Below are 22,984 nucleotides of genomic sequence, written 5' to 3'. Positions count from 1 at the left end.
AATGTCTATCCAAAACCGCTATGAATTCGTGTTTTTCTTCGACGTAACCAACGGCAACCCCAACGGCGACCCCGACGCAGGTAATATGCCGCGCCTCGACCCCGAATCCAGCAAAGGCTTGGTAACCGATGTGTGCCTGAAGCGCAAAATCCGCAACTTTGTCGAACTGGCCAACGAAAACCAAGCAGGCTATGAAATTTATGTAAAAGAAAAAAGCGTGCTCAACCTGCAAAACAAACGCGCTTATGAAGCCCTCGGCATCGAATCCGAAGCCAAAAAACTGCCCAAAGACGAAGCCAAAGCCCGCGACATCACCGCGTGGATGTGCAAAAACTTCTTCGATATCCGCACTTTCGGCGCAGTGATGACCACCGAAGTCAACAGCGGTCAAGTGCGCGGCCCTGTGCAGCTCGCCTTCGCCCAATCCATCGACCCCATTGTACCGCTGGAAGTCTCCATCACCCGCATGGCCGTAACCAACGAAAAAGACCTCGAAAAAGAACGCACCATGGGGCGTAAATACATCGTCCCCTACGCACTCTACCGCGTGCACGGCTTCGTTTCCGCCAACCTTGCCGCCAAAACCGGTTTCTCCGATGAAGACCTGCAACAGCTGTGGAATGCCTTAAGGCTCATGTTCGAGCACGACCGCTCCGCCGCCCGCGGCGAAATGGCCGCCCGTAAACTCATCGTCTTCAAGCACGACAGCGCACTTGGCAACGAACCGGCGCATAAACTGTTTGAAGCCGTCAAAGTCGAGCGCGTCCACGGCGAAAGCGGCACGCCCGCAGCCGCATTCAGCGATTACCGCATCAGCGTGAATTCAGACGGCCTCAAGGGGGTAACCGTAGAAGAATTGCTGTAAATCATGCGCTCCATCCCGCTCTCCGCCCTGCAACACTACGCCTTTTGCCCGCGCCAGTGTGCCTTGATTCATAACGAACAAGTATGGGCGGAGAATTTTTTGACCGCACAAGGCCGTGCGTTGCATGAGCGGGTGGACGGCGGCGAGCCGGAAACGCGCAAGGGCGTACGCTTCGAGCGCAGCGTGCATGTGTCGGCAGAGAACTTGGGCGTACACGGCGTATTGGATATGGTCGAGCGCGATATTCAGACAGGCCGTCTGAAACCCGTCGAATACAAACGCGGCAAACCCAAGCCCGAGCCGTTCGATGAAATCCAGCTCTGCGCCCAAGCCTTGTGTTTGGAGGAAATGACCGGGCAAACGGTAGCAGAGGGAGCATTGTGGTATATGCAAACCCGCCACCGCTTGCCCGTTGTCTTTTCAGGTAGCTTGCGGGCACAAACGTTGCAAGTGATTGGTGAAGTGCGCGGGCTTTTGGAAAGCGGCATTACTCCGCCACCCGAATACGGCAAACGCTGTAAAGCCTGTTCGTTGATTGAGGTTTGTCAGCCAAAGTTGATGGAGAGGGATAGGTCGGCGGGGTATGTGGCGGGATTGTTTGAGAAATGAGGAAAACTTAAGAGTTTTAGCTGTATGAAAATATTAGATTTTGTTTTTGACTTTGGAAAACCATCAAGCGGAATTGGTGGGTTATGTCGAGTACGTTCATATGTTACAAGCAATCATGATGAAGTAATAACATTTTTGACAGAACTGGATAAGAATGACGGTCAATCTGTAACAAATGCTATAGAGTTAATTATTCAGAAATTAATTAATGAAAAGGGATTTGGTGACCATATTTTTATTGAGCATTATGAGAGGGATAATAATACCGACACTTTTGATAAAGTCATTATAGAAAATAAGCTGGCAAAATGGATTAGTCTTAATAAAACTGAGATTAAAAATATTATTGGTTTTAATAATTTTTTAGATTTATCTAATGATAGATCATCTTTAAACCATAGAATTCGAATTCAAGCTGATCAGATTAGGCTTCAGAGAAATCCATGGATAGACTCACCATATCCAAAAAGTGATGCCTTTATTGCTAGAAAGTTATTAATCGAAAAAAATATGAAGTCTAAAAAAGATTTAATCAATCTAATTGAGCAAGGATATGCAGAACAAGAAATTTTAGCTTTTTTAAAACAAGATTTGTCATTTTTTGGAGAAGTATACGCTAATCCAGAAGATGAATATATTGTTTTTTCAGAATATCCAGTTGAAAAAGGGTCGAAGAGTAAAGATGGATTTGTGGATTTCGTGTTATTTACAGGAAGGAGCCGTATGGATGTAATATTAATTGAAGTGAAAGGAGCAAACTTTAATCTATTTAACCAAAGTGGGTATGGTCAACCTCATGCGGATATTTCAAAGGCTGAGCAGCAAATACGGGATAGATTGCGAGCTGTATATTATGAGGATATGCCTGTTTTTAGGAGGAAATGCCACATTTTTAGAGGTGAAGCTGAAAATGGAAAATTGAAATTAAAAAACTATTTGGTAGGAGCAGAGGGAAAGCTTTACGTAGATCCTAATAAGGAAATTAAGATTCGAACCGTAATTATTGGGGGAAGGACACAGAATGATCGGGAAGAGAGTTTAGAAAGGCATAAGTTTGAAGAATCTCACACTATACCCATTACTTTAGAATCTTGGGATACTTGGATTAGGAAGTTGAAGCGAGAAAACTAATTGGAAAAGGGTTTTCCTAAGTAAGATAATTATTTTTATTCATAAATACTTAAAATGATCTGGATTAAGAGAAGCTGTTGGGATGCATAAGCAGACGTGGGCTTATCCGCAGACTCAACCACAAAAGTTCTGAAATTTCCTAACTGAGGCCGTCTGAAGTAGCAAAATTGTAGAAAGTAAGCTGTTTTGTTAAAGATATAGAATTTTTTCTAATGCAACCCAACCTACAATGCTAGTCAAAAAGCCTAAAATTTTCAGATGGCCTTTAATGGCAAACCAATTAAGAAATAAAAGAGAACGGTTAAAAATTAAAGGGGATTTAAACCATGCGTAAGCTGCAAAACACCCTCTACATCACCACTCAAGGCAGTTATCTGCATAAGGAGCGGGAAACGCTGGTGGTGGAGCAGGAGCGCAAGAAGGTGGCGCAGTTGCCGGTGCATGCGATTGGGCATATTTTTTGTTTCGGCAATGTGCTGGTGTCGCCTTTTTTGATGGGGTTTTGCGGTGAAAATAATGTGAATTTGGCGTTTTTTACTGAAAACGGGCGGTTTTTGGGGCGTTTGCAGGGGCGTCAGAGTGGTAATGTGTTGTTGCGGCGGGCGCAGTATCGGCTGTCGGAGCAGAATCCTATGCCGATTGCGCGGCATATTATTGCGGCGAAGATTCAGTCGGCCAAGCGGGTATTGCAGCGGCGTTTGCGCAATCATGGCGAGCATGCGGAGGTGCTGGCGGCGGTAACGGCGTTGAATTTTTCTTTGCAGCAGTTGAAGCGGGCGGAGTGTTTGGACAAGGTTCGCGGGATTGAGGGCGATGCGGCGGCGCGTTATTTCGGGGTGTTCCGGCATTTGCTTGCGGAGAAAAGCGGTTTTGATTTTGACGGTCGCAACCGCCGCCCGCCGCGCGATGGGGTGAATGCGCTGTTGTCTTTTCTGTATGCGGTGCTGGGCAAGGACATCAGCGGGGCGTTGCAGGGCGTGGGCTTGGATCCGCAGGTGGGCTTTCTGCATGCCGACCGGCCGGGGCGCGACAGTTTGGCGCAGGATATTTTGGAAGAGTTCCGCGCGTGGTGGGTGGACAGATTGGTGCTTTCCCTGATTAACCGCGGGCAAATCAAGCCGCAGGATTTTGTGCATGAGGCCAGCGGCGCGGTGAATATTAAGCCCGAAGCGCGCAAACTGGTTTTTCAGGCTCTTCAGGCGAAAAAGCAGGAGAAGATTATCCATCCGTTTTTGCAGGAGGAAGTAGAAATCGGCCTGCTGCCGTATATTCAGGCGATGCTGTTGGCGCGGCATCTGCGCGGGGATTTGGCGGAATATCCGCCGTTTTTGATGCGTTGAGTTTTTCAGACAGGCATTTTCAGACGGCCTTTCCGCTTATACCTTTCCGCTTATATTTGAGGCCGTCTGAAAAAGAAATAAGGGGAAATAGCGTGTTGATGTTGATTACTTATGATATTTCGCTGGAAGACACAGAGGGACAGGCGAGGCTGCGGCGCATAGCCAAACATTGCTTGGATTACGGCGTGCGCGTGCAATATTCGGTATTCGAGTGCGACGTAACGCCTGATCAGTGGGTGAAACTCAAAGCCAAGCTGCTCGACATCTACCAGCCCGAAACCGACAGTCTGCGTTTTTACCATCTGGGCAGCAAATGGCGGCGCAAGGTGGAACACCACGGCGCGAAGGCGGCGGTGGATGTGTTTCAGGATACGCTGATCGTGTGAATCGCTAACCCGTGGTTCTCATGAAAACATGGGGAGGTTAGCGATGCGGGATTGTTCTTTAACAATCAGGAATTTGAAATATGAGAGTGGAGCAGAATAAGGCTGTGCTATACTCGTGTTCCGCTTTTTTGAAAACGTTAGCGCACAAAGGCTCTGAATGCTTTGTTTGGCAAGCGTTTTCAAAGAGGCTCCAGCCGCCTTCGGGCGGCTGTGTGTTGAAACAAGGCATTAATCCCGAATCGCAGGTGTTTCAGATTCCAGCCGCCTTCGGGCGGCTGTGTGTTGAAACATCTTTTTTCCGCTGTTTCCCCGCTGCTGTTTGAACCAGCCGCCTTCAGGCGGCTGTGTGTTGAAACTATTAGCCTTAAATCGCCGTCTGAAAATCCGAGCCCAGCCGCCTTCAGGCGGCTGTGTGTTGAAACTGACTTTTGGTGGGTAGAGAGTTTTGCACGCTAATCCAGCCGCCTTCAGGCGGCTGTGTGTTGAAACTAAACGGGTTTAAAAACTATTTGGGCGGAGAAGTACCAGCCGCCTTCAGGCGGCTGTGTGTTGAAACGGCTTCGCATCCTAACACTTGTAACGCCATCTCCAGCCGCCTTCAGGCGGCTGTGTGTTGAAACAATACCGTTTTCAACCACATTACGGCACGTCCAACGCCAGCCGCCTTCAGGCGGCTGTGTGTTGAAACTACAAAAACAAGCCGGCCAACTTGAAAAAAAATCGTCAGCTGCCCTCAGCCGCCTAATCATTGAAAAATTCAAACGTTACCGTTTTAAATCCCCAAAATAAACAGACGACTTATCTGAGGCCGTCTGAAAAATCATTTATCTCCAAATACCTAAAAATCCAGCTACAAACTAAATGAATTAGCTGAAATATTTTCAGACGGCCTCTCGGCTTTTTAGTACGTTTGAAAATCCGTATCCTGCTGAAACCAAACAATTTTCCGTGCGTTTACCCAAAGCGGCCATTCGCTGCCGGGGTGTAGGTTGAGATTATGGGTTTCCGAGGGATCGAGGTGCAGCTGTATTTCGCCGTGTTGCGGGTGGATGAGTGTGAGTAGGCTGCGGTCGGGCAGGCGGGTGTGGGCGGTGATTTTGGCGTTTTGTCCTTGCGGGTGGTTGAAGTGTATGGCTTGTCGGGGAATGTAGCGGGTGTCGTTGACGTTGTCGGCGCCGATCAAACGGGCGGCGCGGGCGTCGGAGGGGGCGGCGATGAGTGCGCCGGGGGCGGCGAGTTGGATGATTCGGCCGTTGTGCATGAGGGCGATTTGGTCGGCAAGGGCGAAGGCTTCTTCGGGGTCGTGGGTCACTAAAACGGCGGGAATGTTGCGGTGGCGGATGTGGTTGGCGGTGAGCTGGCGCAGTTGTTGGCGCAAACCGGTGTCGAGGCTGGAGAAGGGTTCGTCGAGCAGCATGAGTTTGGGGTCGGTTACGAGGGCGCGGGCGAGGGCGACGCGTTGTTGTTCGCCGCCGGAAAGGCTGTGGGTGCGGCGTTGTGCTTCGTCTGCGAGGCCGACTTCGGTGAGCATGGCTTGTGCTTTTTGGCGGGCTTCTGCTTGGTGGACGCCTTGCATTTTGAGGCCGAAGGCGACGTTTTGGAGGGCGTTGAGATGGGGCAGCAGGGCGTAGTCTTGGAAGACGAGTGAGATGCGGCGGTGCTCGGGCGGGGTGCGGGTGAGGTTGCTGCCGTTTATCCATACTTCGCCGCTGTCGGGTTCGACAAGCCCGGCGGTGATTTTGAGCAGGGTGGATTTGCCGCAGCCGGAGCGGCCGAGTATGGCGAGAATGTGGCCTTTTGCTACTTCGAGTGTGATGTTGTCGGCCACGGTTTTGCTGCCGTAGTGTTTGTTGATGTGTTTGAGTTGCAGCATGGGTTTTCCTTTTTCAGACGGCCTGTTGTTTCTTTTCTGTCGAGTCGAGCAGTAGGAAGACGATAAAGGCGAGCAACATCAGGATGGCGGTCAGTACCATAGCGCGGTCGTGGTTGTCGCTGCCGGCCGTGCCGAGATAGCGGTAAATGAGGGTGGTAAGGGTTTGCCATTCGGGGCGGGATAAAAACAGGGTGGCGGCAAATTCGCCCACGCAGGTGGCGGCGGCGAGGGTAAGGCCGCGGCGGAGGGAAGGCAGCAGCAGGGGGGCGGTAACGTAAAGGGCCGTCTGAAAGGGGTTTGCGCCCATGCTGCGTGCGGCGGCGGTATAGTTGGGGGGGAGGGCGTCCCATGCGGCCAGTATGTCTTTGGTGATAAAGGGGTAGGCCAGCAGGGCGTAGGTGGCGATGAGCAGGGGCAGAGAGGCTGTCCATTCGGGATAAAGCAGCAGCAGGCCGAATGCTACGCATACGGGCGATACCATAAACGGCAGAAAGGTTAATCCGCGTATCCACACAACGCGGCGCGCGAGTGCGGCGTGGAGGATGCCGAGCAGTATGGCGGCGAGCATGGCCGAAAAGGTAAATCGCAGGGTGTTCCATGCGGCGGCAAGGGTGTCGGCTTCCTGCCAAACCTGCCATGAAGCGCCGGCCGATGCCGCCTGAAAACACACGGCCAACAGCGGTAAGGCACAGCATAAGCCCAGCAGGGCGAGTGTGGCGGCCAACATGGTTTTTTGGGTGCGGGTGCGCGGCGGTTCCGGCGTCAGCGGGCGGATGTTTTTGCCGGAGGCGGTTCGGCGGCTTAGCCAAGCGTAGGCGATGCCGGCCAGTGCGGTGATGAGGAATACCAGCCAAACCAGCACGGAAGCGGTGGCCGTATCCAGTTCGTAGGCGATCAGTTGGTAGATTTCGACTTCTATGGTGGCGTAGCGGTTGCCGCCGAGCAGCAAGGCCAGTCCGAAGCCTGAAAAACAGTATAAAAACACCAAACACATGCCGCCTGCGAGCCAAGGTTGCAGCACGGGGCGTTCAACATGCCAAAAACGCTGCCATGTGCCCGCACCGAGTGTTCGGGCTGTTTCAAGGCGTGCGGCGGGTACTTGCAGAAAGCCTTGGTAAGCGGCGCGGATGAGCACGGGAAGGTTGAAAAAAACATTGCCGTACAGCAGCAGGTAAGGCGTGTCTTCCCAGCCTGCCCACAGCAACCCGTGCGGCCCGAACAAAGCCAACACGCCCATGCCGGCCACCAGTGTGGGCATCACGAAAGGCAGCATCAGCAGCCGCAGAATCCATCTTCTTCCGCGAAATTCCAAACGGGCCAGCGTCCAAGCCACAGGCACGCCCAGCAGCAGCGTGAACAGGCAGGTAAGAGCCGCCTGAAGCGTTGTCCAACCGATACGCATCTGAATGTATTCGTCTTGCAATACCTGCCACACCAACCCTTGGTTTTCGTAAAACGCCAAAGCCAGCAAAGGCGCAACCACCATCACGGCAAGAAAGCCGAGCGGCAGCAAGGCCAACAGGCAGGTTGATAAGAAGGCGCGGACAGCCGTCATTTTGGGCGCTCCCGAGGAGAAAGAACACAATGGTTATGAGATGGTTAACTGCCAAAAAAACCTTGATGATGCAACTTTACGCCCCTTTGGCCGAAAAGTCAGTCTTGAACGGCGTTATCGACGGCTTGCACTCAAGTCGGGGTTGCTTGGCTGTCTTGGCCACAGCGATTGTTTGGCACGGTTGATTTTCGGGTATTTTATGACAAAACATGCCTAACTTCACGAAACGGGCTACAAAAATCACGCTTTTGCCCGCTTTGGAATTGAAAAAGCAGAGAATTTGAACAAAGGCCGTCTGAAAAAACATTCCCATCAGCCTGCACAATCAGTTTGAGACTTTTGCAAAACCGCCATGTTCGGCGCATTTCTGCGTTGTGCGTTGCCCGCCGACCATGCTGCTGCGCTTTGAACCGCGTCTGCATTGGGTGCGTGCAAACGCCTTTATCCGTTTGTATTATTATTTGAAAATAAATAATAAAAATTATTTATAATTACAATTATTTATACATTATAATAACAACATAAATATATTCAATATTAATATTTTTTAAGGTGCGTTGCACCAAACCATAGGGTGCGTCTCGACTCATGAATGATTATTTGTCTTGATTTTTTGATAAGGAAGTTATCATGAGCAGCAAACAAAATCGGGCCTCAGGCACCGCAACAGACGGCCAAGCCGGCGCATCGGCGTTGAAAGCAGAATCTGCCGCCCGTTCTCCCCGTGTGATGTACGGAGATGAAAGCAACAACTTTTTCCGCGTTACCCACCCCGGCGACCGCGTGATCGAGAAACCCGATCAAGGCACCGATACCGTGTACAGCACCGTTCATTACACATTGCCGCAAAATGTTGAAAATCTTTCTTTGGTAGGCAAAACCGCGCTCAACGGTTTCGGCAATGATGCGGGCAACGTGATTATCGGCAATGAAAACCGCAACCGTTTGGTGGGCGGCGGCGGCCGCGATTATCTTTACGGCAACGGCGGCAACGATTATTTGGACGGCGGCAGCGGAGCCGATGTGATGTTCGGCGGCAACGGACACGACGTTTACCAAGTGGACAACCGTAACGACAAAATCGTTGAATTTGCCGGACAAGGCACCGACAGCGTATTCAGCAGCACCGATTACACCCTGTCCGAACATATCGAAAACCTCACCCTAACCGGCGAGAAGGCCGCAAGAGCCACGGGCAACAGCGGCAACAACAAACTCACCGGCAATGCCCAAACCAACCTGCTGCGCGGCGGCGGCGGTAACGACGTGATTGACGGCAGAGGCGGCAACGACGACGTTCGCGGCGGTGACGGCAGCGACAGACTATACGGCGGCACAGGCAACGACCGGCTGATCGGCGGCACTTATGCCCGCCCCGAAAAAAATGCCCAAGGCAGACTTTACTGGCGCGACAGCAACGACGGCGATGACTACTTAGACGGCGGCAAAGGCAACGACACCCTATACGGCGGCAAAGGCAACGACACCTATTTTTTCACCAAAGGCTACGGCATCGACACCATTATCGATTACCGCATTCCCGGTATCGAAACCCTTGACGATCCCGAAGGCGAAAACACCGTACGTTTCGGCGCAGGTTTACGCCCGCAAGATTTAGAAATCAAAGCAGATGTATTGCCGAGCGGCAGTATCGACAACGTGTGGAAAGTCGGCATCAAAGGCACCCGCGACGTTTTGCTTATCCACAACCAAAATGCCCACAGCGATGATGCCGCCATTCAAAATTTTGTTTTCGATACAGGTTCTTACAAGCCGTGGGCATTGCAAGACATCATCGGCATACAGGGCAATGTCAAAACCCTGACCATCGACAACAACAACGCCTACCGCTTGAGTGCCGCCGATTTCGGCGTAGGCGCAAACAATGCCCATCCCGAACACAGCTACGATATCCAAAAAATCACCGGAGGCCGCTTGGCGTATATGTCTTCAGACGGCAGCATCCGCCAATGGGTTAAATCGGATATTTTCCACGTTTCCGACAGCGAAGATTTGGTTTTCATCCCCAACAAAGGCATCCAGGAAGCCGAAATACAATTCTCCTTCCATTCTTATTATCCCGACCGCACACTCAGCGACGACGCCACCCACACCATCAAATTCGCCCTGCGCGACCTGCCCGACACCGGCGACCGCATGCTCTTCGGCGACGTAAACGGCAATCTGCTTATCGGCGGCAACGGCAACGACCTGCTGCACGGCTTGCAGGGCAACGACACCCTAAACGGCGGCAAAGGCAACGACACGCTGTATGGCGGAGCCGGTAACGATACCTACGTTTTCGGCAAAGACGGCGGCAGAGATACCCTGATCGACGCACAAGGCAACAATATCGTGCGCTTCGACAAAGGCATCACCCCCGAAGACCTCACATTCAAAAAAATCACCTATGCCGCAGGCGGGCAAACCGACTGGGTTATCGGCTTCAAGGACAGCGCAGATACATTAGAAATAAAGCGGCAGCTGAACCGTGAAAAAAACGTATCCGTCAAATTATTCGCATTCGATACCGAAACCGTGAGCCACGATTTGCTCGAAAGCAGAATCAACAGCAAACTCGAGGCCGTTCTCGGTAATGCCGAAGCCGGCAAACAAGCCGCTCCGCCTGCAAAAGCCGAATATGCTTATCAGAATGCACCCGTGTCGGCTTTATCCGATGAAACCGCCACCCCGTTAATCTAACCTTATTTCCGCTTAGCTTGGATAGAGGCCGTCTGAAAACCGCTTTTCAGACGGCCTTCACTCTAAAAGCCGCAGACGCAAGGTTTTGCAAAGGTCTCGATTCGTTTGGCAACTATATAGTTAATCCACTTAAGTTTAATAACAAAACCTTCATACTCGGGCTTGACCCGAGTATCTCGATTTTCAGCAAATTTAGGCGATACTCGGGCCAAGCCCGAGTATGACCGATGTACTATAGAGTGATGCCGTCTGAAAACGGCTATATCGCGCCAACCTGCGGTTCACATCAAAACACACCGAGATTAGCGAAGTATTTTTGTTTGGCGATTCAAACCGTTGCCAGTGCATAAGCCGTGATATAGTTCGGCATGGCCTTTTTACAACCTGTTTAGCGCAGATGATGACTTGAAGCTGCGTGACACAAGGGATGGGGAAAGGGCTTCAGCCACCTTCGCGTGGCTGTGTGTTGAAACATCAGCAGCGTACTTACACGTAGGATAATTACTACACTCAGCCACCTTCGCGTGGCTGTGTGTTGAAACTGTTAAGATATTGGAAAAGTGCAAGTGTTAACAATCAGCCACCTTCGCGTGGCTGTGTGTTGAAACATGTGTAATTTTAAGCTGATTTATCCGAAAATCCATCAGCCACCTTCGCGTGGCTGTGTGTTGAAACAACCCCGCCCGTCAGAATTGTTTGCGTGCCACAACTCAGCCACCTTCGCGTGGCTGTGTGTTGAAACCCCTTAAACGGTAGTCGGTTTCAGGCCGTTGGCAATCAGCCACCTTCGCGTGGCTGTGTGTTGAAACATCTCCAACATCATGTTTACCGCGCGTCCCACTTGTCAGCCACCTTCACGTGGCTGTGTGTTGAAACGTGCAAGAGAAGAAACGGCACGGATACCACTCAGCCACCTTCGCGTGGCTGTGTATTAAACCGTCTAAAAACACAACAGGCCGTCTGAAATGTTCAGACGGCCTGTTGTTATTTCAAACGCCTTAATTAAATACGTTTCGCCAACGCTTCGGCTTTGCCCACATACAGCGCGGGTGTTAAAGCCAGCAGCTGCTGTTTGGCATCGGTGGGGATGTCCAGCGATTCGACAAACACTTTCAGCACTTCGGGCGTGATGCCGTCTTTGCCGCGGGTGAGGTCTTTCAGTTTTTCATACGGATTGGCCACGCCGTAGCGACGCATCACGGTTTGAATCGGTTCGGCCAAGAGTTCCCAAGTGGCATCCAAGTCGGCGGCTAAGGCGGCGGGATTGGCTTCGAGTTTGTTCAGGCCGCGCAGGTGGGCGGTCAAGCCCAGCACGGTGTAGCCTGCGCCCACGCCCATGTTGCGCAGCACGGTGCTGTCGGTGAGGTCGCGCTGCCAGCGGGACACGGGCAGTTTTTCCGAAAGGAAGCCCAACACGGCGTTGGCCATGCCCAAGTTGCCTTCGGAGTTTTCAAAGTCGATGGGGTTGACTTTGTGCGGCATGGTGGAGCTGCCTACTTCGCCCGCTTTGACTTTTTGTTTGAAGTAGCCGAGGGAGATGTAGCCCCATACGTCGCGGTTGAAGTCGATTAAGATGGTGTTGATGCGGCTGAGGGTTTGGAAGAACTCGGCCATGTAGTCGTGCGGCTCGATTTGGATGGTGTAGGGGTTGAAGGTGAGGCCCAATGCCTGCTCGACGAAGGTTTGGCAGTGTGCTTCCCAATCCACATCGGGGTAGGCGACCATGTGGGCGTTGTAGTTGCCGACGGCGCCGTTGATTTTGCCTAAAAATTCTTGTGCGGCAAGCTGTTTGATTTGGCGTTGCAGGCGGTAAACGACGTTGGCGATTTCTTTACCCAAGGTGGATGGCGTGGCGGGTTGCCCGTGGGTGCGGCTCATCATCGGCACGGCGGCCAAGTCGTGTGCCATTTCGGTGAGCTTGGCGGTGATTTCGGCCAGCTTCGGCAGCAACACGGCTTCGCGTGCTTCTTGCAGCATCAGGGCGTGGGAAAGGTTGTTGATGTCTTCGCTGGTGCAGGCGAAGTGGATGAATTCGCCGGCGGCGGCAACTTCGGGCACGCCTGAAAAACGCTCTTTCAACCAGTATTCGATGGCTTTCACGTCGTGGTTGGTGGTGGCTTCGATGGCTTTCACGGCGGCGGCATCTTCCAGCGAAAATTCGGCAATCACACGGTCGATTTCGGCAACGGTGAAGTCGCTGAATGCGGGCACTTCGGTGATTTTGGGTTCGGCGGCCAGAGCTTTGAGCCAGTTCAGCTCAACTTTCACACGGGCTTTCATCAGGCCGTATTCGGAGAAGATGGGGCGCAGGGCTTCTACGGATTGGGCGTAGCGGCCGTCGAGCGGGGAAAGGGCGGAAATGGGGTTGATCATAGCGGATTCCTGTCTGTTGTCGGTGCACAGCCGTTATGCGGCTTGGGGATTGAAACCGGCGGCAATTATACATCAAAGCGGCTTTTCAGACGGCATGCTTATAGGTGGGGCGGGCATCACTGTATGCGGTTGCGCCGTTGTGTATCGCTTTATCACGCCTTACCTGCCATACAAGGCGGGCAAGGGCTGGCCGGCTTAATATATTGGGGGAAAAGATCTCAGGCCGTCTGAAAAAGTGCTTTCAGACGGCCTGCCGGTGTTTAATCGAAACGTATGCTGTATTTGACCTCGCCTCCCCACGAGAGGCTGCCTACGCGGGCTACGGCCTGAATGGCGCGGGTAAGCTGGTAAACCAGTTTCACCGATTGGGTGGTGCTGTTGATGCCGTATTCGTAGCCCAAGTAGAGATTGTTGGTGAGCTGTTTGCCTACGGTAAGCACCTGTTCGGCGGCGTTGAGTTCGCCGGTTTGGGCGTTGCGGCTGCGTTTGCTGGTAAAGCCGAAGTCGTCAACCAAGCCGAGTTTGTCGTTGACGCGGCCTGCGAGAAATGCACCGGCGGCGGCGGAAAGGGCGGCTTCGTCGCTGTCGCTGCCGCTGCTGGCGCGGTTGAGAATCAACCACGACAATTTGTCTTTTTCACTCATGGCTTCGTTAGTTACGAGTGAAATGCGCGGGTTGTTGAGGCTGCCGAGCACTTCTACACCGGCGCCGACGGCAGACAAGCGGCGTTCGGCGCGGATGTTGAGGTTGGGAGAGGTCAGCGGGCCGACGAAGGAAATTTGGCCTTTGGTGATGTCGAGGTCTTGACCGTAGGCTTTGTAGCGGCCTTTGATCACGTTAACCGTGCCTACGCCCTGAACGGCTTCTCCCGGTTTGGCGGTCAGGTTGAGTTGGCCGCCTAGGGTAACGTCTAAACCTTCGCCGGTAAAGCGCAGGTTGTTGTTGAGGTCTAGCACGAGATTCATGCTGATGGGCGTGGGTGTGGTTTTTGGTTTTTCTACCTCGCCCAGCACCACCACGTCTTCATCCAGAGTGGGCATGCCGGATTTTTGCAGGCCGAAGCGGCCCGAGTCTGCCTTAAGTGCGCCGGTTAGGATAATGCCGTTGGCTTCGGTATAGAGCATTTTGGCATTGCCGCTGAGGGTCAGGCGGCGGTTGGCTTTGTCGAGCGCATGGTATTGGTTGAATAAGATGTCGACATTAACATTAGGTTCGGCGTTGTTTAGGCCGACCGTGCCTTTCAGTTCGACGGTGCCGCCACGGTGGAAGCGCAGGCTGTCGATCAGCCACGATTGGCCTTGAATGCGCGAGCGCAATACGCCTTGATCGAGTATCAAGCCCAAATCTTGATTGCGGTAATAAAGGTCGTTGCCGTTGAGCGCACCGTTAAATTGCGGTTGGCCGACACGCCCGCCTATGGTGGCTACGCCTTCCAAATTGCCGCTCAGGGTTTGGCCTACGGGCAGGAAGTTGCGGAAGGCTTCGAGATTGGGCGCACCGATGCTGATTTTGCCGTTGATGGGCGCGAGTTTGATGTCGTTACCAAACTGCTGGCTGATCACGACATTGCCGTCGATTTTTCCGTAGCCGGTTACGCCGTTCAGTTTGCTGTCGATGCGGCCGTTTTGGAAAGTGGTGTTGAGCGACAATGCGCCCAAACCAAGCATCTGTTTACGGTAGGGCAGTTCTACGTCGCCGCTTTGGCGGCGGATGTTGAGATAGCCGCGGGCGTTTTGGCTGTACGACAAATCCCAGTCGCCGGCCAAAACGAGATTGTGTTTCACGGGCGGGGTGTAGAAATTATGCAGTTGCGACATATCGAGATTGACGGCGTTGCCTTTGGTGGTGATGCCGTTTCTCTTGTCCCAAACAAAGTTTTCCATATTCAGGCTGCCGCCCATAGCCGCCCAGCGTGCCGCACTCATCACAACGCGTTCGGCGCCGGCCTCAAGGTTCATGCGGTTTTGCAGCTTGAGATTGAATGCGCCGCCGATATCCAGCACGCTGAGCGTGCCTTTCCATTGTTGTTTGTTGTCTAAGCCGCCGTTGGCATCGACGGCAAGGGTGTAGGGTTTGCCGCCCAGCGACATATTGCCGCCGCCGCGGATGCGGTGGCTCAAACCCGTGCCGTTAACGGATAAATCGACGGCATCGATCACGGTGGGCGAGCCGCCGCCGAGTATGCTGATGCGGTTGCCTTTGAGTTCGACGTTTAAGGGGCGGCTGTAATCGGGCGAGCCTTGCAGTTTGAAGTTGAGGTCGTTGATTTGTACGGCATCGGCAACGCGCAGGCTGCGGGCTTGTCCGACCAGATCGGCTTCGAGTTTGGCGGGGTCGCCGGCGATATAGCCTTTGGCGGTTACCAATCCGCTTAATCCGAAACCGAAGCGGCTCAAATCGGGGGCGTTGATGTCCACGTTCAGGCGGTCGCCTTGTTTGCCGAAGCTGCCGTTGGTTTTGATGCTGTTGTTACCCAACAGGATATCGGCCACGGCGCGCGAGAGGTGGGCTTTTTCATAAACGACATCGGCACTGCCTTTGAGCGGTACGCCGGAAAGGGTGCTGGGGCCGAACTGCATTTTGCCGCTGTATTTTTGATGGGTGATTTCGCCGTTTACGTTGATGGTGCCGTTTACGCTTCCGGTGGGAAATTGTGCGTTCAGTTTGCCGGGGTTGAAGTTTTTGCTGACAACGTCGAGTTTGAGTGCTTGGTTTTTAAACAGCTCCAGCGAACCTGTGGCGTTGATTTCGCCGCCGTTTTCGGGCCGCACGCGCACTTGTTTGAATTGCAGGGTTTGTTGGCCGTTGCGGGTGTCGGTGTGCATTTGGATGAGGCCGTCTGAAAGGGCGTTGCCCGTGTTCAGTTGCCAGCCGGTTTCCAAGTTGTTGAATGCACCGCCGACTTTGATGGTGCCGTTTAATTTGCCGTCGAGTTTTTGTTTGACCACGTCGGCGGCGGTGATGTCGCGCAGGGAGGCGGCGAGGGCAAGCTCTTGTTTGGCGGTATCGATGGTACCGGCCAGCCCTACGGTGCCTTTGTTCATCAGTTGGGCTTCGGTATCTTGAATGCGGATCAGTCCTTCATCGTTGATGGTAAAGCCCGACAGCAGTTTGCGTACCGGAATGCCTTGGGCATCGGCAGGTGCGGCTGCGCTGTTGAGCAAGTCTATCGAACCTTCCAAACCGATGCCTTTTTCAAAAGAAGGCACGATGGTGGCGTCAAATTCGAGTTTGGCCTTGGGCAGCGAGGGCAAAAACGCGCTCGGGTTGATGTTGAAGCCTTTTACCTGCACGAGTTTGATTTTGTCGTTCAGTTTGGTGGCGAAAGGATGCAGCACGGATGTGGCGTGCAGGCGCACGTTGTCGCCGTCGATGCGGATATCGGTTTCAACGTCTTGCAGGCTGCCCCAAAAGCGTGTGGCGGCAACGGCGTGTTCGTTATCCAATGTGCCGCTGCCGTTGATAACGGCCTGAATGGGGAAGGGGCTGTTCACGCCCAAAGATGCGTTGCCCGAAGCTTGGTTCCACGGGGTTTGTATGTCGGTGAGTTTCAGGCTGTGCAGATGGTGGTCGTAACCGTATGAAGCCAGCAGATGGTTGAAATACATCGTTTGTTTGTCGGCACGCGGGCCTACGCTGATTTTGCCGGTTTCCAGTTTGTCCACCAGCACTTCCAGCGGCAGGCTCACGCTTTTAGGCAGCCCTTGCGGCGGTTGTTTTTCTTTCGGCGGAGTGGGTTTGGTAACAATGCTGATGTCGCCCGCGATGATCTGGCGGATATGCAGTTTTTTCTGTTTGAGGTCTTGCGGCTGCCAGTCGAATGTCAAGGCGCTGATTTCTACGTCGGCACCTTCGGTTTCGATGCGCCAGCCGTCGCCGGTAAAGCCTTCCCATACAGTGCCTTTGAGGTTTTTCGATTGGATGTTGACGCCGAACCACGACGGAATGTTATACAGGCCGTAACGCAGGCCGGATTCGGTGCTTACCAGCCATACTGCCGCGCCGAATAGGGCGGTCAGCAGAAACAATACCACGGCAAACAGCACGGCCAGAATTTTGAGCCATTTTCTTTTTGCGGGCTTTTTTTCAGACGGCCCCGTGCCGGCAGCATCTGCGGCAGGTGCGGCCGGCGGGGTTTGCACGGTGTGTTCGTTATCCTTATGGTTTGTCATGTTGTTTCAACCTGTGTGCATCTCGGATCGGGCAGGTGCGGTAGGAAGATGTTCTGCCGTCGCTTATGTTCAATAGCTTGCGTGATAAAGGTGTGGCCGTCTGAAAAACGGTTTCAGACGGCCTTGAAGGGGCGGTTTAAAAACGTGTGCCCAAGCTGATGTGCCAGCGTATTTTTTTGTCTTGGTGGCCGTAGGCAATGTCGAAAGAGAACGGTGCTACGGGGCTGAACCAGCGTACACCCAAGCCGGTGCCGTGCTTCAGGTTCATTTTTTTGAAATTTAAAGCAGCGTCGCCCATGTCGTGGAATACCGCCGCCGAAAAACTCTTGTTGATCGGGTATTGGTATTCGAGGCTGGCTACTGCTAAAGCACGTTCGGGCAGCACCGAATTGTTCGGCCCCTGCAAGCCGATGCTGTCGAGTTCGTAACCGCGGATCGACGTGGCACCGCCGGTACGGAAACGCAAGGTAGAAGGAACTTCCTGATCTTCACGCGCATAAACATAACCCAATTGGCCGCGCACGATAAACGTGCCTATTTTTTTGTTTTCGGGCGTGAAGTAATAACCGGCATTGGCGCGTGCCCGAGCCATAGTGGTGGAAGACAGCAACGAACCGATGGTCGAACCGATTTTGCCGTCGAGATAATAGCCGTTTTCCGGGCGGAGCAGGGTAGTCATTTCCTGCCGCTTCCAAGAAGCCGTTACCATTGTGGCATGGCTGCGGCCCAAGTCGTAGTTCGTATCGGGAACGCGGCTGCTTTCGGTCAGATATTCGATACCGATGCGCGATTCGATATTGTTGCGGTCGCGCACACGCCAAATGCCGCTGCTTAAAGCGTGCTTTTCAAGATTTTGCGTGGTCGAGCGGGTGTAAGAAACATTAGAAGTCAGATAATGCCCGTTGCTTTTCCTCGGTTGGCTGATACCAGCGGCCACCGTTGTTTCATATTTGTCGGTGTCCACCACAAAAGAACCGATATAGCCGCGGTTAAACAGGTTGTAATAGTCGTAGCCGATGCGCCCCCCCAAGCCGTATTCGGAATCATAACGCACGCCTGCTTCAACCTTGTGCCGTTTCACTTCCGAAACCGCCACTTTCACCGGTACCCTGTCGTCTTGAAGATTATCGAAATCAGCCTGTACCGAAGCACCCGAATAATGCCCGTCCTGTTCCAAAGCCTGTTGGTAATCGAGAAGCTGGTCTAAGTCGTAAGGCGAACCGGGCTGAAACTTAGCCATGCCGCGCACTACGCTTTCGGGATAACGTTTCGTGCCGCTGATTTGGATGTCGCCGAAATAAATGGGGCGGTTGCTTTCAACAACCACATTGAGATCGGCAGTATTGTTGTAAGGATTAATCGTAGCTTGCGAATGCGACAGTTTGGCCAGCGGGTATTTTTTGCGCGTTACCGCAGACAACACCGATGTTTTGCTGCTGCTCCAGTTGTTTTGATCAAACGGGTCTTCCACCGGCAACGCCCAGTTTTCCAAAGCCGTTTTGTAGTATTGCGCCAAATCGCCGTCTTGCAGCACATCACCCACAATGGCCACACCCACGTTGTCTACTTTGGTGCGCGGGCCGGTCGTTACGTTCACCCGATAACCTTCGCCCGCAGGCTCTACCGTTACTTTACCGTTAAAATAGCCTTTGGTTTTCAACATTGTGATCACGTTTTCAGGCGTTTCTTCGGCAAGAAATCCCAACTGTTCCTTATCCAACTCCTCTTCTTCCTGCTGGGCGATCAAAGGCAGATGCTCTTCGAGCATTGCTTTGACCTCTTTATCGTTCACGTTAATACGAATCGGATATTTTACCGGCAGCTTTTTTCCACCGCTTTCTTCAATCTGTTCTTTCCGCTCCTTTTTGATAGGCACATAGTCTTCCGGAGCCGGCGTATAAGCGAAAGCTTGGGCGCAGGCGAGCGAAAGAGTGGGCAATAACAGCTTAGCGGTGTGTTTCTTCATATAAACTTCAAACCAATTTAATTTGATAAACGTGCCGGTATAGACGAGAGGCGATTTTAGCATTTTTTATAGTGTTCGGCAGTTGGTCCATCCTTGGTAAAACCCGCTCCGAAGATGAATAAGCATTTATCGGGGCAGTAAATTTTACAGATTTTCCGAAAACTGCAAATTCACAAACGAAAATACGCCGAAAACACAAACAGCTTGTAAAATGCGCGAAAAACAAAGTTTCATTATTTCTGTTTGCGTAAATTTCAAATAATGCGGCAAAGAAAAATGTGAAAAATTTAATGCTGCTATCCATTCAAAGCGTTTTATTTTAGAATGTTAGCTATTCTTAACCTTTATATTATAAGGATGCATCGTGGCAAGTGGAAATCCGGTTATTGATGCCGTTAATCGCGTCAGTTTGGTTCAGCAGATTATTATCGGGCTGGTTTTGGGTGTCGCACTGGCTTGGTTGTCTCCCGGTGCCGGTTTGGCAGCCGGATTGCTGGGAACGCTGTTTGTCGGTGCATTGAAAGCAGTTGCACCGGTGTTGGTGTTTGTTTTGGTCATGAGTGCCATCGCCAGCCATCAAAGAGGCAACGAAGCCTATATCAAGCCGATTATTACACTGTATGCCATCGGCACTTTCACAGCCGCACTTTGTGCCGTAATCGCCAGTTTTCTGTTTCCCACCGAAATCGTATTGGTCAACGCCAGTGATGTTGCCGCTACACCGCCTTCCGGCATTAAAGAAGTAATGAAAACCCTGCTGCTGAACTTGGTGGTCAATCCGGTTAACGCCATTGCCAATGCCAACTATATAGGCATTTTGGCTTGGGGTTTGGTTTTGGGTTTTGCTCTGCGTCATGCCTCCGAGCAAACGCGGATGATGATTGCAGATTTTGCGGATGCAGTTTCAAAAGTAGTCAAATGGGTTATCCGTTTTGCACCTTTGGGTATTTTCGGCCTAGTGGCGTCTACCATAGCAGAAACAGGTTTTGATGCCCTAATAGGGTATGCGCAACTGCTGGCAGTATTGCTTGGTTGTATGCTGTTTATTGCATTGGTGATTAATCCCTTAATCGTGTGGTGGAAAATCCGCCGCAATCCCTATCCGCTCGTTCTTACCTGCCTGCGTGAAAGCGGCGTGACGGCTTTCTTTACCCGTTCGTCTGCCGCCAACATTCCGGTTAACATGTCTTTAGCGAAAAAACTGGGTTTGCACGAAGATACTTATTCTATTTCTATTCCCTTGGGCGCTACCATCAATATGGCAGGAGCAGCCATTACCATTACAGTATTGGCTATGGCAGCCGCGCATACGCAAGGTATCCAAGTTGATTTTGTCACAGCCCTCCTGTTGAGTTTGGTTGCAACAGTTAGTGCGGCAGGAGCTTCGGGTGTTGCCGGTGGATCGTTGCTGCTGATTCCATTGGCCTGCAATTTGTTCGGCATTTCAAATGATGTAGCTATGCAAGTAGTTGCAGTAGGTTTCATTATCGGAGTAGTTCAAGATTCTGCTGAAACTGCGTTGAATTCTTCGACAGACGTTCTGTTTACAGCGGCTGCAGACTATGGCAGGCAGAGAGAAAATGGTGTGTATTAAAATATCGACTCTAATCTAATAAGAACATAAAGTAGACCGTCAAGCAGCCATAACTCAACCGTGCCGTCTGAAATAAACTTTTTCAGACGGCACGGTTGTATTTTGTCCGGTTGTATTTTGTATGTGACTTAGGGTTTTGATGTATTGATGTAGGGTTTTGTTGCCGGTTTGTCGGTTTGGCTGTTACGGAGTGTGAAATAAAAACCGATAAGAAACATCGGGATGGGTGATTTGGTGCGAATAATTGCATTTTTGGTGTTGACGGGTTGGGTTTGGGGTGTGTATAGTTCGGTTTCTTCGCTGCTGAGACGGCGGATTTAAGTTCTTTAACAACACAGATTACCGATAAGTGTGAGTGTCTTAGGCCTCACACTGCGACAAAAACAGACGAGACAAGATTATATCATTGTCAGTCGGTTTCTTTGAAGCAGACCAGAAGTTAAAAGTTAGAGATTGAACATAAGAGTTTGATCCTGGCTCAGATTGAACGCTGGCGGCATGCTTTACACATGCAAGTCGGACGGCAGCACAGAGAAGCTTGCTTCTTGGGTGGCGAGTGGCGAACGGGTGAGTAACGCATCGGAACGTACCGAGTAGTGGGGGATAACTGTCCGAAAGGATGGCTAATACCGCATACGCTTTGAGAAGGAAAGCGGGGGATCTTCGGACCTCGCGCTATTCGAGCGGCCGATGTCTGATTAGCTAGTTGGTGGGGTAAAGGCCTACCAAGGCGACGATCAGTAGCGGGTCTGAGAGGATGATCCGCCACACTGGGACTGAGACACGGCCCAGACTCCTACGGGAGGCAGCAGTGGGGAATTTTGGACAATGGGCGCAAGCCTGATCCAGCCATGCCGCGTGTCTGAAGAAGGCCTTCGGGTTGTAAAGGACTTTTGTCAGGGAAGAAAAGCTTGAGGCTAATACCCTTGAGTGATGACGGTACCTGAAGAATAAGCACCGGCTAACTACGTGCCAGCAGCCGCGGTAATACGTAGGGTGCGAGCGTTAATCGGAATTACTGGGCGTAAAGCGGGCGCAGACGGTTACTTAAGTCAGATGTGAAATCCCCGGGCTCAACCTGGGAACTGCGTTTGAAACTGGGTAGCTAGAGTATGTCAGAGGGGGGTAGAATTCCACGTGTAGCAGTGAAATGCGTAGAGATGTGGAGGAATACCGATGGCGAAGGCAGCCCCCTGGGATAATACTGACGTTCATGCCCGAAAGCGTGGGTAGCAAACAGGATTAGATACCCTGGTAGTCCACGCCCTAAACGATGTCAATTAGCTGTTGGGGCACTTGATGCCTTAGTAGCGTAGCTAACGCGTGAAATTGACCGCCTGGGGAGTACGGTCGCAAGATTAAAACTCAAAGGAATTGACGGGGACCCGCACAAGCGGTGGATGATGTGGATTAATTCGATGCAACGCGAAGAACCTTACCTGGTCTTGACATGTACGGAATCCTCCAGAGACGGAGGAGTGCCTTCGGGAGCCGTAACACAGGTGCTGCATGGCTGTCGTCAGCTCGTGTCGTGAGATGTTGGGTTAAGTCCCGCAACGAGCGCAACCCTTGTCATTAGTTGCCATCATTAAGTTGGGCACTCTAATGAGACTGCCGGTGACAAGCCGGAGGAAGGTGGGGATGACGTCAAGTCCTCATGGCCCTTATGACCAGGGCTTCACACGTCATACAATGGTCGGTACAGAGGGTAGCCAAGCCGCGAGGTGGAGCCAATCCCACAAAACCGATCGTAGTCCGGATTGCACTCTGCAACTCGAGTGCATGAAGTCGGAATCGCTAGTAATCGCAGGTCAGCATACTGCGGTGAATACGTTCCCGGGTCTTGTACACACCGCCCGTCACACCATGGGAGTGGGGGATACCAGAAGTAGGTAGGGTAACCGCAAGGAGCCCGCTTACCACGGTATGCTTCATGACTGGGGTGAAGTCGTAACAAGGTAGCCGTAGGGGAACCTGCGGCTGGATCACCTCCTTTCTAGAGAAGAAGAGGTCGCGGGCACTCACACTTATCGGTAAACTGTGAAATTAAAGATGCGTTAGAATTTTTGCATGCTTGAAGTTTGGGTGTGCAAAGACAAGAGGCCTTGGGTTTGTAGCTCAGCTGGTTAGAGCACACGCTTGATAAGCGTGGGGTCGGAGGTTCAAGTCCTCCCAGACCCACCAGACATTCTCAAAGCGAAAGTAATCGGTATCGATACTTGGTTAAGAGTATGGGGGCATAGCTCAGTTGGTAGAGCACCTGCTTTGCAAGCAGGGGGTCATCGGTTCGATCCCGTTTGCCTCCACCAAAACTACGCCAAAAGGACTTTACAAATTAAAGTAAGCTGCTAGAATGCGCAGCTCGTTTTAATTTGCAAAGTTTAACCGTAAGCGGATAAACAGACGCATTGATCTTT

At 52.0% G+C, this 22,984-nt stretch carries 12 protein-coding genes, 2 tRNA genes, 1 rRNA gene and 2 CRISPR repeat arrays; of the genes, 10 read left to right on the top strand and 5 right to left on the bottom strand.

What is annotated here, in order from left to right:
• Position 1: 1 nt before the first annotated feature.
• From cas7c to cas2, 5 genes are all read left to right on the top strand, one after another.
• The gene (gene cas7c / locus LVJ88_RS11475; RefSeq protein ID WP_085418203.1) at positions 2 to 865 is read left to right on the top strand and encodes a type I-C CRISPR-associated protein Cas7/Csd2; all 864 of its coding nucleotides are present in this window, start codon (positions 2 to 4) and stop codon (positions 863 to 865) included.
• Between the two features lie 3 nt (positions 866 to 868).
• On the top strand, positions 869 to 1,474 hold the full coding sequence (gene cas4, locus LVJ88_RS11470; RefSeq protein WP_085418204.1) for a CRISPR-associated protein Cas4: 606 nt from the start codon (positions 869 to 871) through the stop codon (positions 1,472 to 1,474).
• Positions 1,475 to 1,498: 24 nt separating this feature from the next.
• A complete protein-coding gene (locus LVJ88_RS11465; RefSeq protein WP_085418205.1) occupies positions 1,499 to 2,605 on the top strand; it encodes a Shedu anti-phage system protein SduA domain-containing protein in 1,107 nt (368 codons plus the stop codon).
• 326 nt (positions 2,606 to 2,931) lie between these two features.
• Positions 2,932 to 3,945 (top strand): type I-C CRISPR-associated endonuclease Cas1c, encoded by a 1,014-nt coding sequence (cas1c, locus tag LVJ88_RS11460; protein WP_085418206.1) that lies wholly within the window; start codon positions 2,932 to 2,934, stop codon positions 3,943 to 3,945.
• 92 nt (positions 3,946 to 4,037) lie between these two features.
• Positions 4,038 to 4,331: a CRISPR-associated endonuclease Cas2 gene (gene cas2, locus LVJ88_RS11455; RefSeq protein WP_085418207.1), complete on the top strand. Its 294-nt coding sequence runs from the start codon at positions 4,038 to 4,040 to the stop codon at positions 4,329 to 4,331.
• Positions 4,332 to 4,521: 190 nt separating this feature from the next.
• Positions 4,522 to 5,019: a CRISPR direct-repeat array (repeat unit 32 nt; unit sequence CCAGCCGCCTTCAGGCGGCTGTGTGTTGAAAC).
• A gap of 213 nt (positions 5,020 to 5,232) precedes the next feature.
• Here cas2 and LVJ88_RS11450 read toward each other — a convergent pair.
• The gene (locus LVJ88_RS11450; protein WP_085418208.1) at positions 5,233 to 6,204 is read right to left on the bottom strand and encodes an ABC transporter ATP-binding protein; all 972 of its coding nucleotides are present in this window, start codon (positions 6,202 to 6,204) and stop codon (positions 5,233 to 5,235) included.
• Positions 6,205 to 6,217: 13 nt separating this feature from the next.
• Positions 6,218 to 7,759, bottom strand: a complete 1,542-nt coding sequence (locus LVJ88_RS11445; RefSeq protein ID WP_085418209.1) for an ABC transporter permease — start codon at positions 7,757 to 7,759, stop codon at positions 6,218 to 6,220.
• 630 nt (positions 7,760 to 8,389) lie between these two features.
• Between LVJ88_RS11445 and LVJ88_RS12585 the strand changes: the two genes are divergently transcribed.
• A complete protein-coding gene (locus tag LVJ88_RS12585) occupies positions 8,390 to 10,462 on the top strand; it encodes a calcium-binding protein (protein ID WP_085418211.1) in 2,073 nt (690 codons plus the stop codon).
• 441 nt (positions 10,463 to 10,903) lie between these two features.
• A CRISPR array of direct repeats spans positions 10,904 to 11,400; the repeat unit is 32 nt; unit sequence TCAGCCACCTTCGCGTGGCTGTGTGTTGAAAC.
• Positions 11,401 to 11,464: 64 nt separating this feature from the next.
• Here LVJ88_RS12585 and purB read toward each other — a convergent pair.
• The 3 genes from purB to LVJ88_RS11420 all read right to left on the bottom strand — a co-directional run bounded on the left by purB (position 11,465) and on the right by LVJ88_RS11420 (position 18,973).
• Positions 11,465 to 12,835 carry an adenylosuccinate lyase gene (purB, locus tag LVJ88_RS11430; protein ID WP_054599818.1) on the bottom strand — a complete coding sequence of 457 codons (1,371 nt, stop codon included), beginning with the start codon at positions 12,833 to 12,835 and terminating at the stop codon, positions 11,465 to 11,467.
• Between the two features lie 260 nt (positions 12,836 to 13,095).
• Entirely contained in the window at positions 13,096 to 17,007 is a 3,912-nt protein-coding gene (locus LVJ88_RS11425) for a translocation/assembly module TamB domain-containing protein (RefSeq protein ID WP_085418212.1), read from the bottom strand.
• A gap of 136 nt (positions 17,008 to 17,143) precedes the next feature.
• Positions 17,144 to 18,973, bottom strand: a complete 1,830-nt coding sequence (locus LVJ88_RS11420; protein WP_085418216.1) for an autotransporter assembly complex protein TamA — start codon at positions 18,971 to 18,973, stop codon at positions 17,144 to 17,146.
• 364 nt (positions 18,974 to 19,337) lie between these two features.
• Here LVJ88_RS11420 and sstT point away from each other — a divergent pair, with 364 nt between their 5' ends.
• From sstT to LVJ88_RS11400, 4 genes are all read left to right on the top strand, one after another.
• Positions 19,338 to 20,567, top strand: coding sequence for a serine/threonine transporter SstT (gene sstT, locus LVJ88_RS11415; protein ID WP_054599820.1), 1,230 nt, complete (start codon positions 19,338 to 19,340; stop codon positions 20,565 to 20,567).
• A gap of 455 nt (positions 20,568 to 21,022) precedes the next feature.
• Positions 21,023 to 22,563, top strand: a 16S ribosomal RNA gene (locus LVJ88_RS11410).
• A gap of 111 nt (positions 22,564 to 22,674) precedes the next feature.
• A tRNA-Ile gene (locus tag LVJ88_RS11405) sits at positions 22,675 to 22,751 on the top strand.
• A 49-nt stretch (positions 22,752 to 22,800) separates the two neighbouring features.
• A tRNA-Ala gene (locus LVJ88_RS11400) sits at positions 22,801 to 22,876 on the top strand.
• Positions 22,877 to 22,984: the final 108 nt, after the last annotated feature.

Origin of the sequence: Neisseria dumasiana, assembly GCF_022870885.1 — a bacterium.
Lineage (GTDB): Bacteria > Pseudomonadota > Gammaproteobacteria > Burkholderiales > Neisseriaceae > Neisseria > Neisseria dumasiana.
This window is presented reverse-complemented; position numbering and strand designations above follow the sequence as displayed.

What these genes read in the sequence shown, in the direction of transcription:
- cas7c (WP_085418203.1), top strand. Translation starts at nt 2, where the DNA reads ATGTCTATCCAAAACCGCTATGAATTCGTGTTTTTCTTCGACGTAACC.
- cas4 (WP_085418204.1), top strand. Translation starts at nt 869, where the DNA reads ATGCGCTCCATCCCGCTCTCCGCCCTGCAACACTACGCCTTTTGCCCG.
- LVJ88_RS11465 (WP_085418205.1), top strand. Translation starts at nt 1,499, where the DNA reads ATGAAAATATTAGATTTTGTTTTTGACTTTGGAAAACCATCAAGCGGA.
- cas1c (WP_085418206.1), top strand. Translation starts at nt 2,932, where the DNA reads ATGCGTAAGCTGCAAAACACCCTCTACATCACCACTCAAGGCAGTTAT.
- LVJ88_RS11450 (WP_085418208.1), bottom strand. Translation starts at nt 6,204, where the DNA reads ATGCTGCAACTCAAACACATCAACAAACACTACGGCAGCAAAACCGTG.
- LVJ88_RS11445 (WP_085418209.1), bottom strand. Translation starts at nt 7,759, where the DNA reads ATGACGGCTGTCCGCGCCTTCTTATCAACCTGCCTGTTGGCCTTGCTG.
- LVJ88_RS12585 (WP_085418211.1), top strand. Translation starts at nt 8,390, where the DNA reads ATGAGCAGCAAACAAAATCGGGCCTCAGGCACCGCAACAGACGGCCAA.
- purB (WP_054599818.1), bottom strand. Translation starts at nt 12,835, where the DNA reads ATGATCAACCCCATTTCCGCCCTTTCCCCGCTCGACGGCCGCTACGCC.
- LVJ88_RS11425 (WP_085418212.1), bottom strand. Translation starts at nt 17,007, where the DNA reads ATGACAAACCATAAGGATAACGAACACACCGTGCAAACCCCGCCGGCC.
- LVJ88_RS11420 (WP_085418216.1), bottom strand. Translation starts at nt 18,973, where the DNA reads ATGAAGAAACACACCGCTAAGCTGTTATTGCCCACTCTTTCGCTCGCC.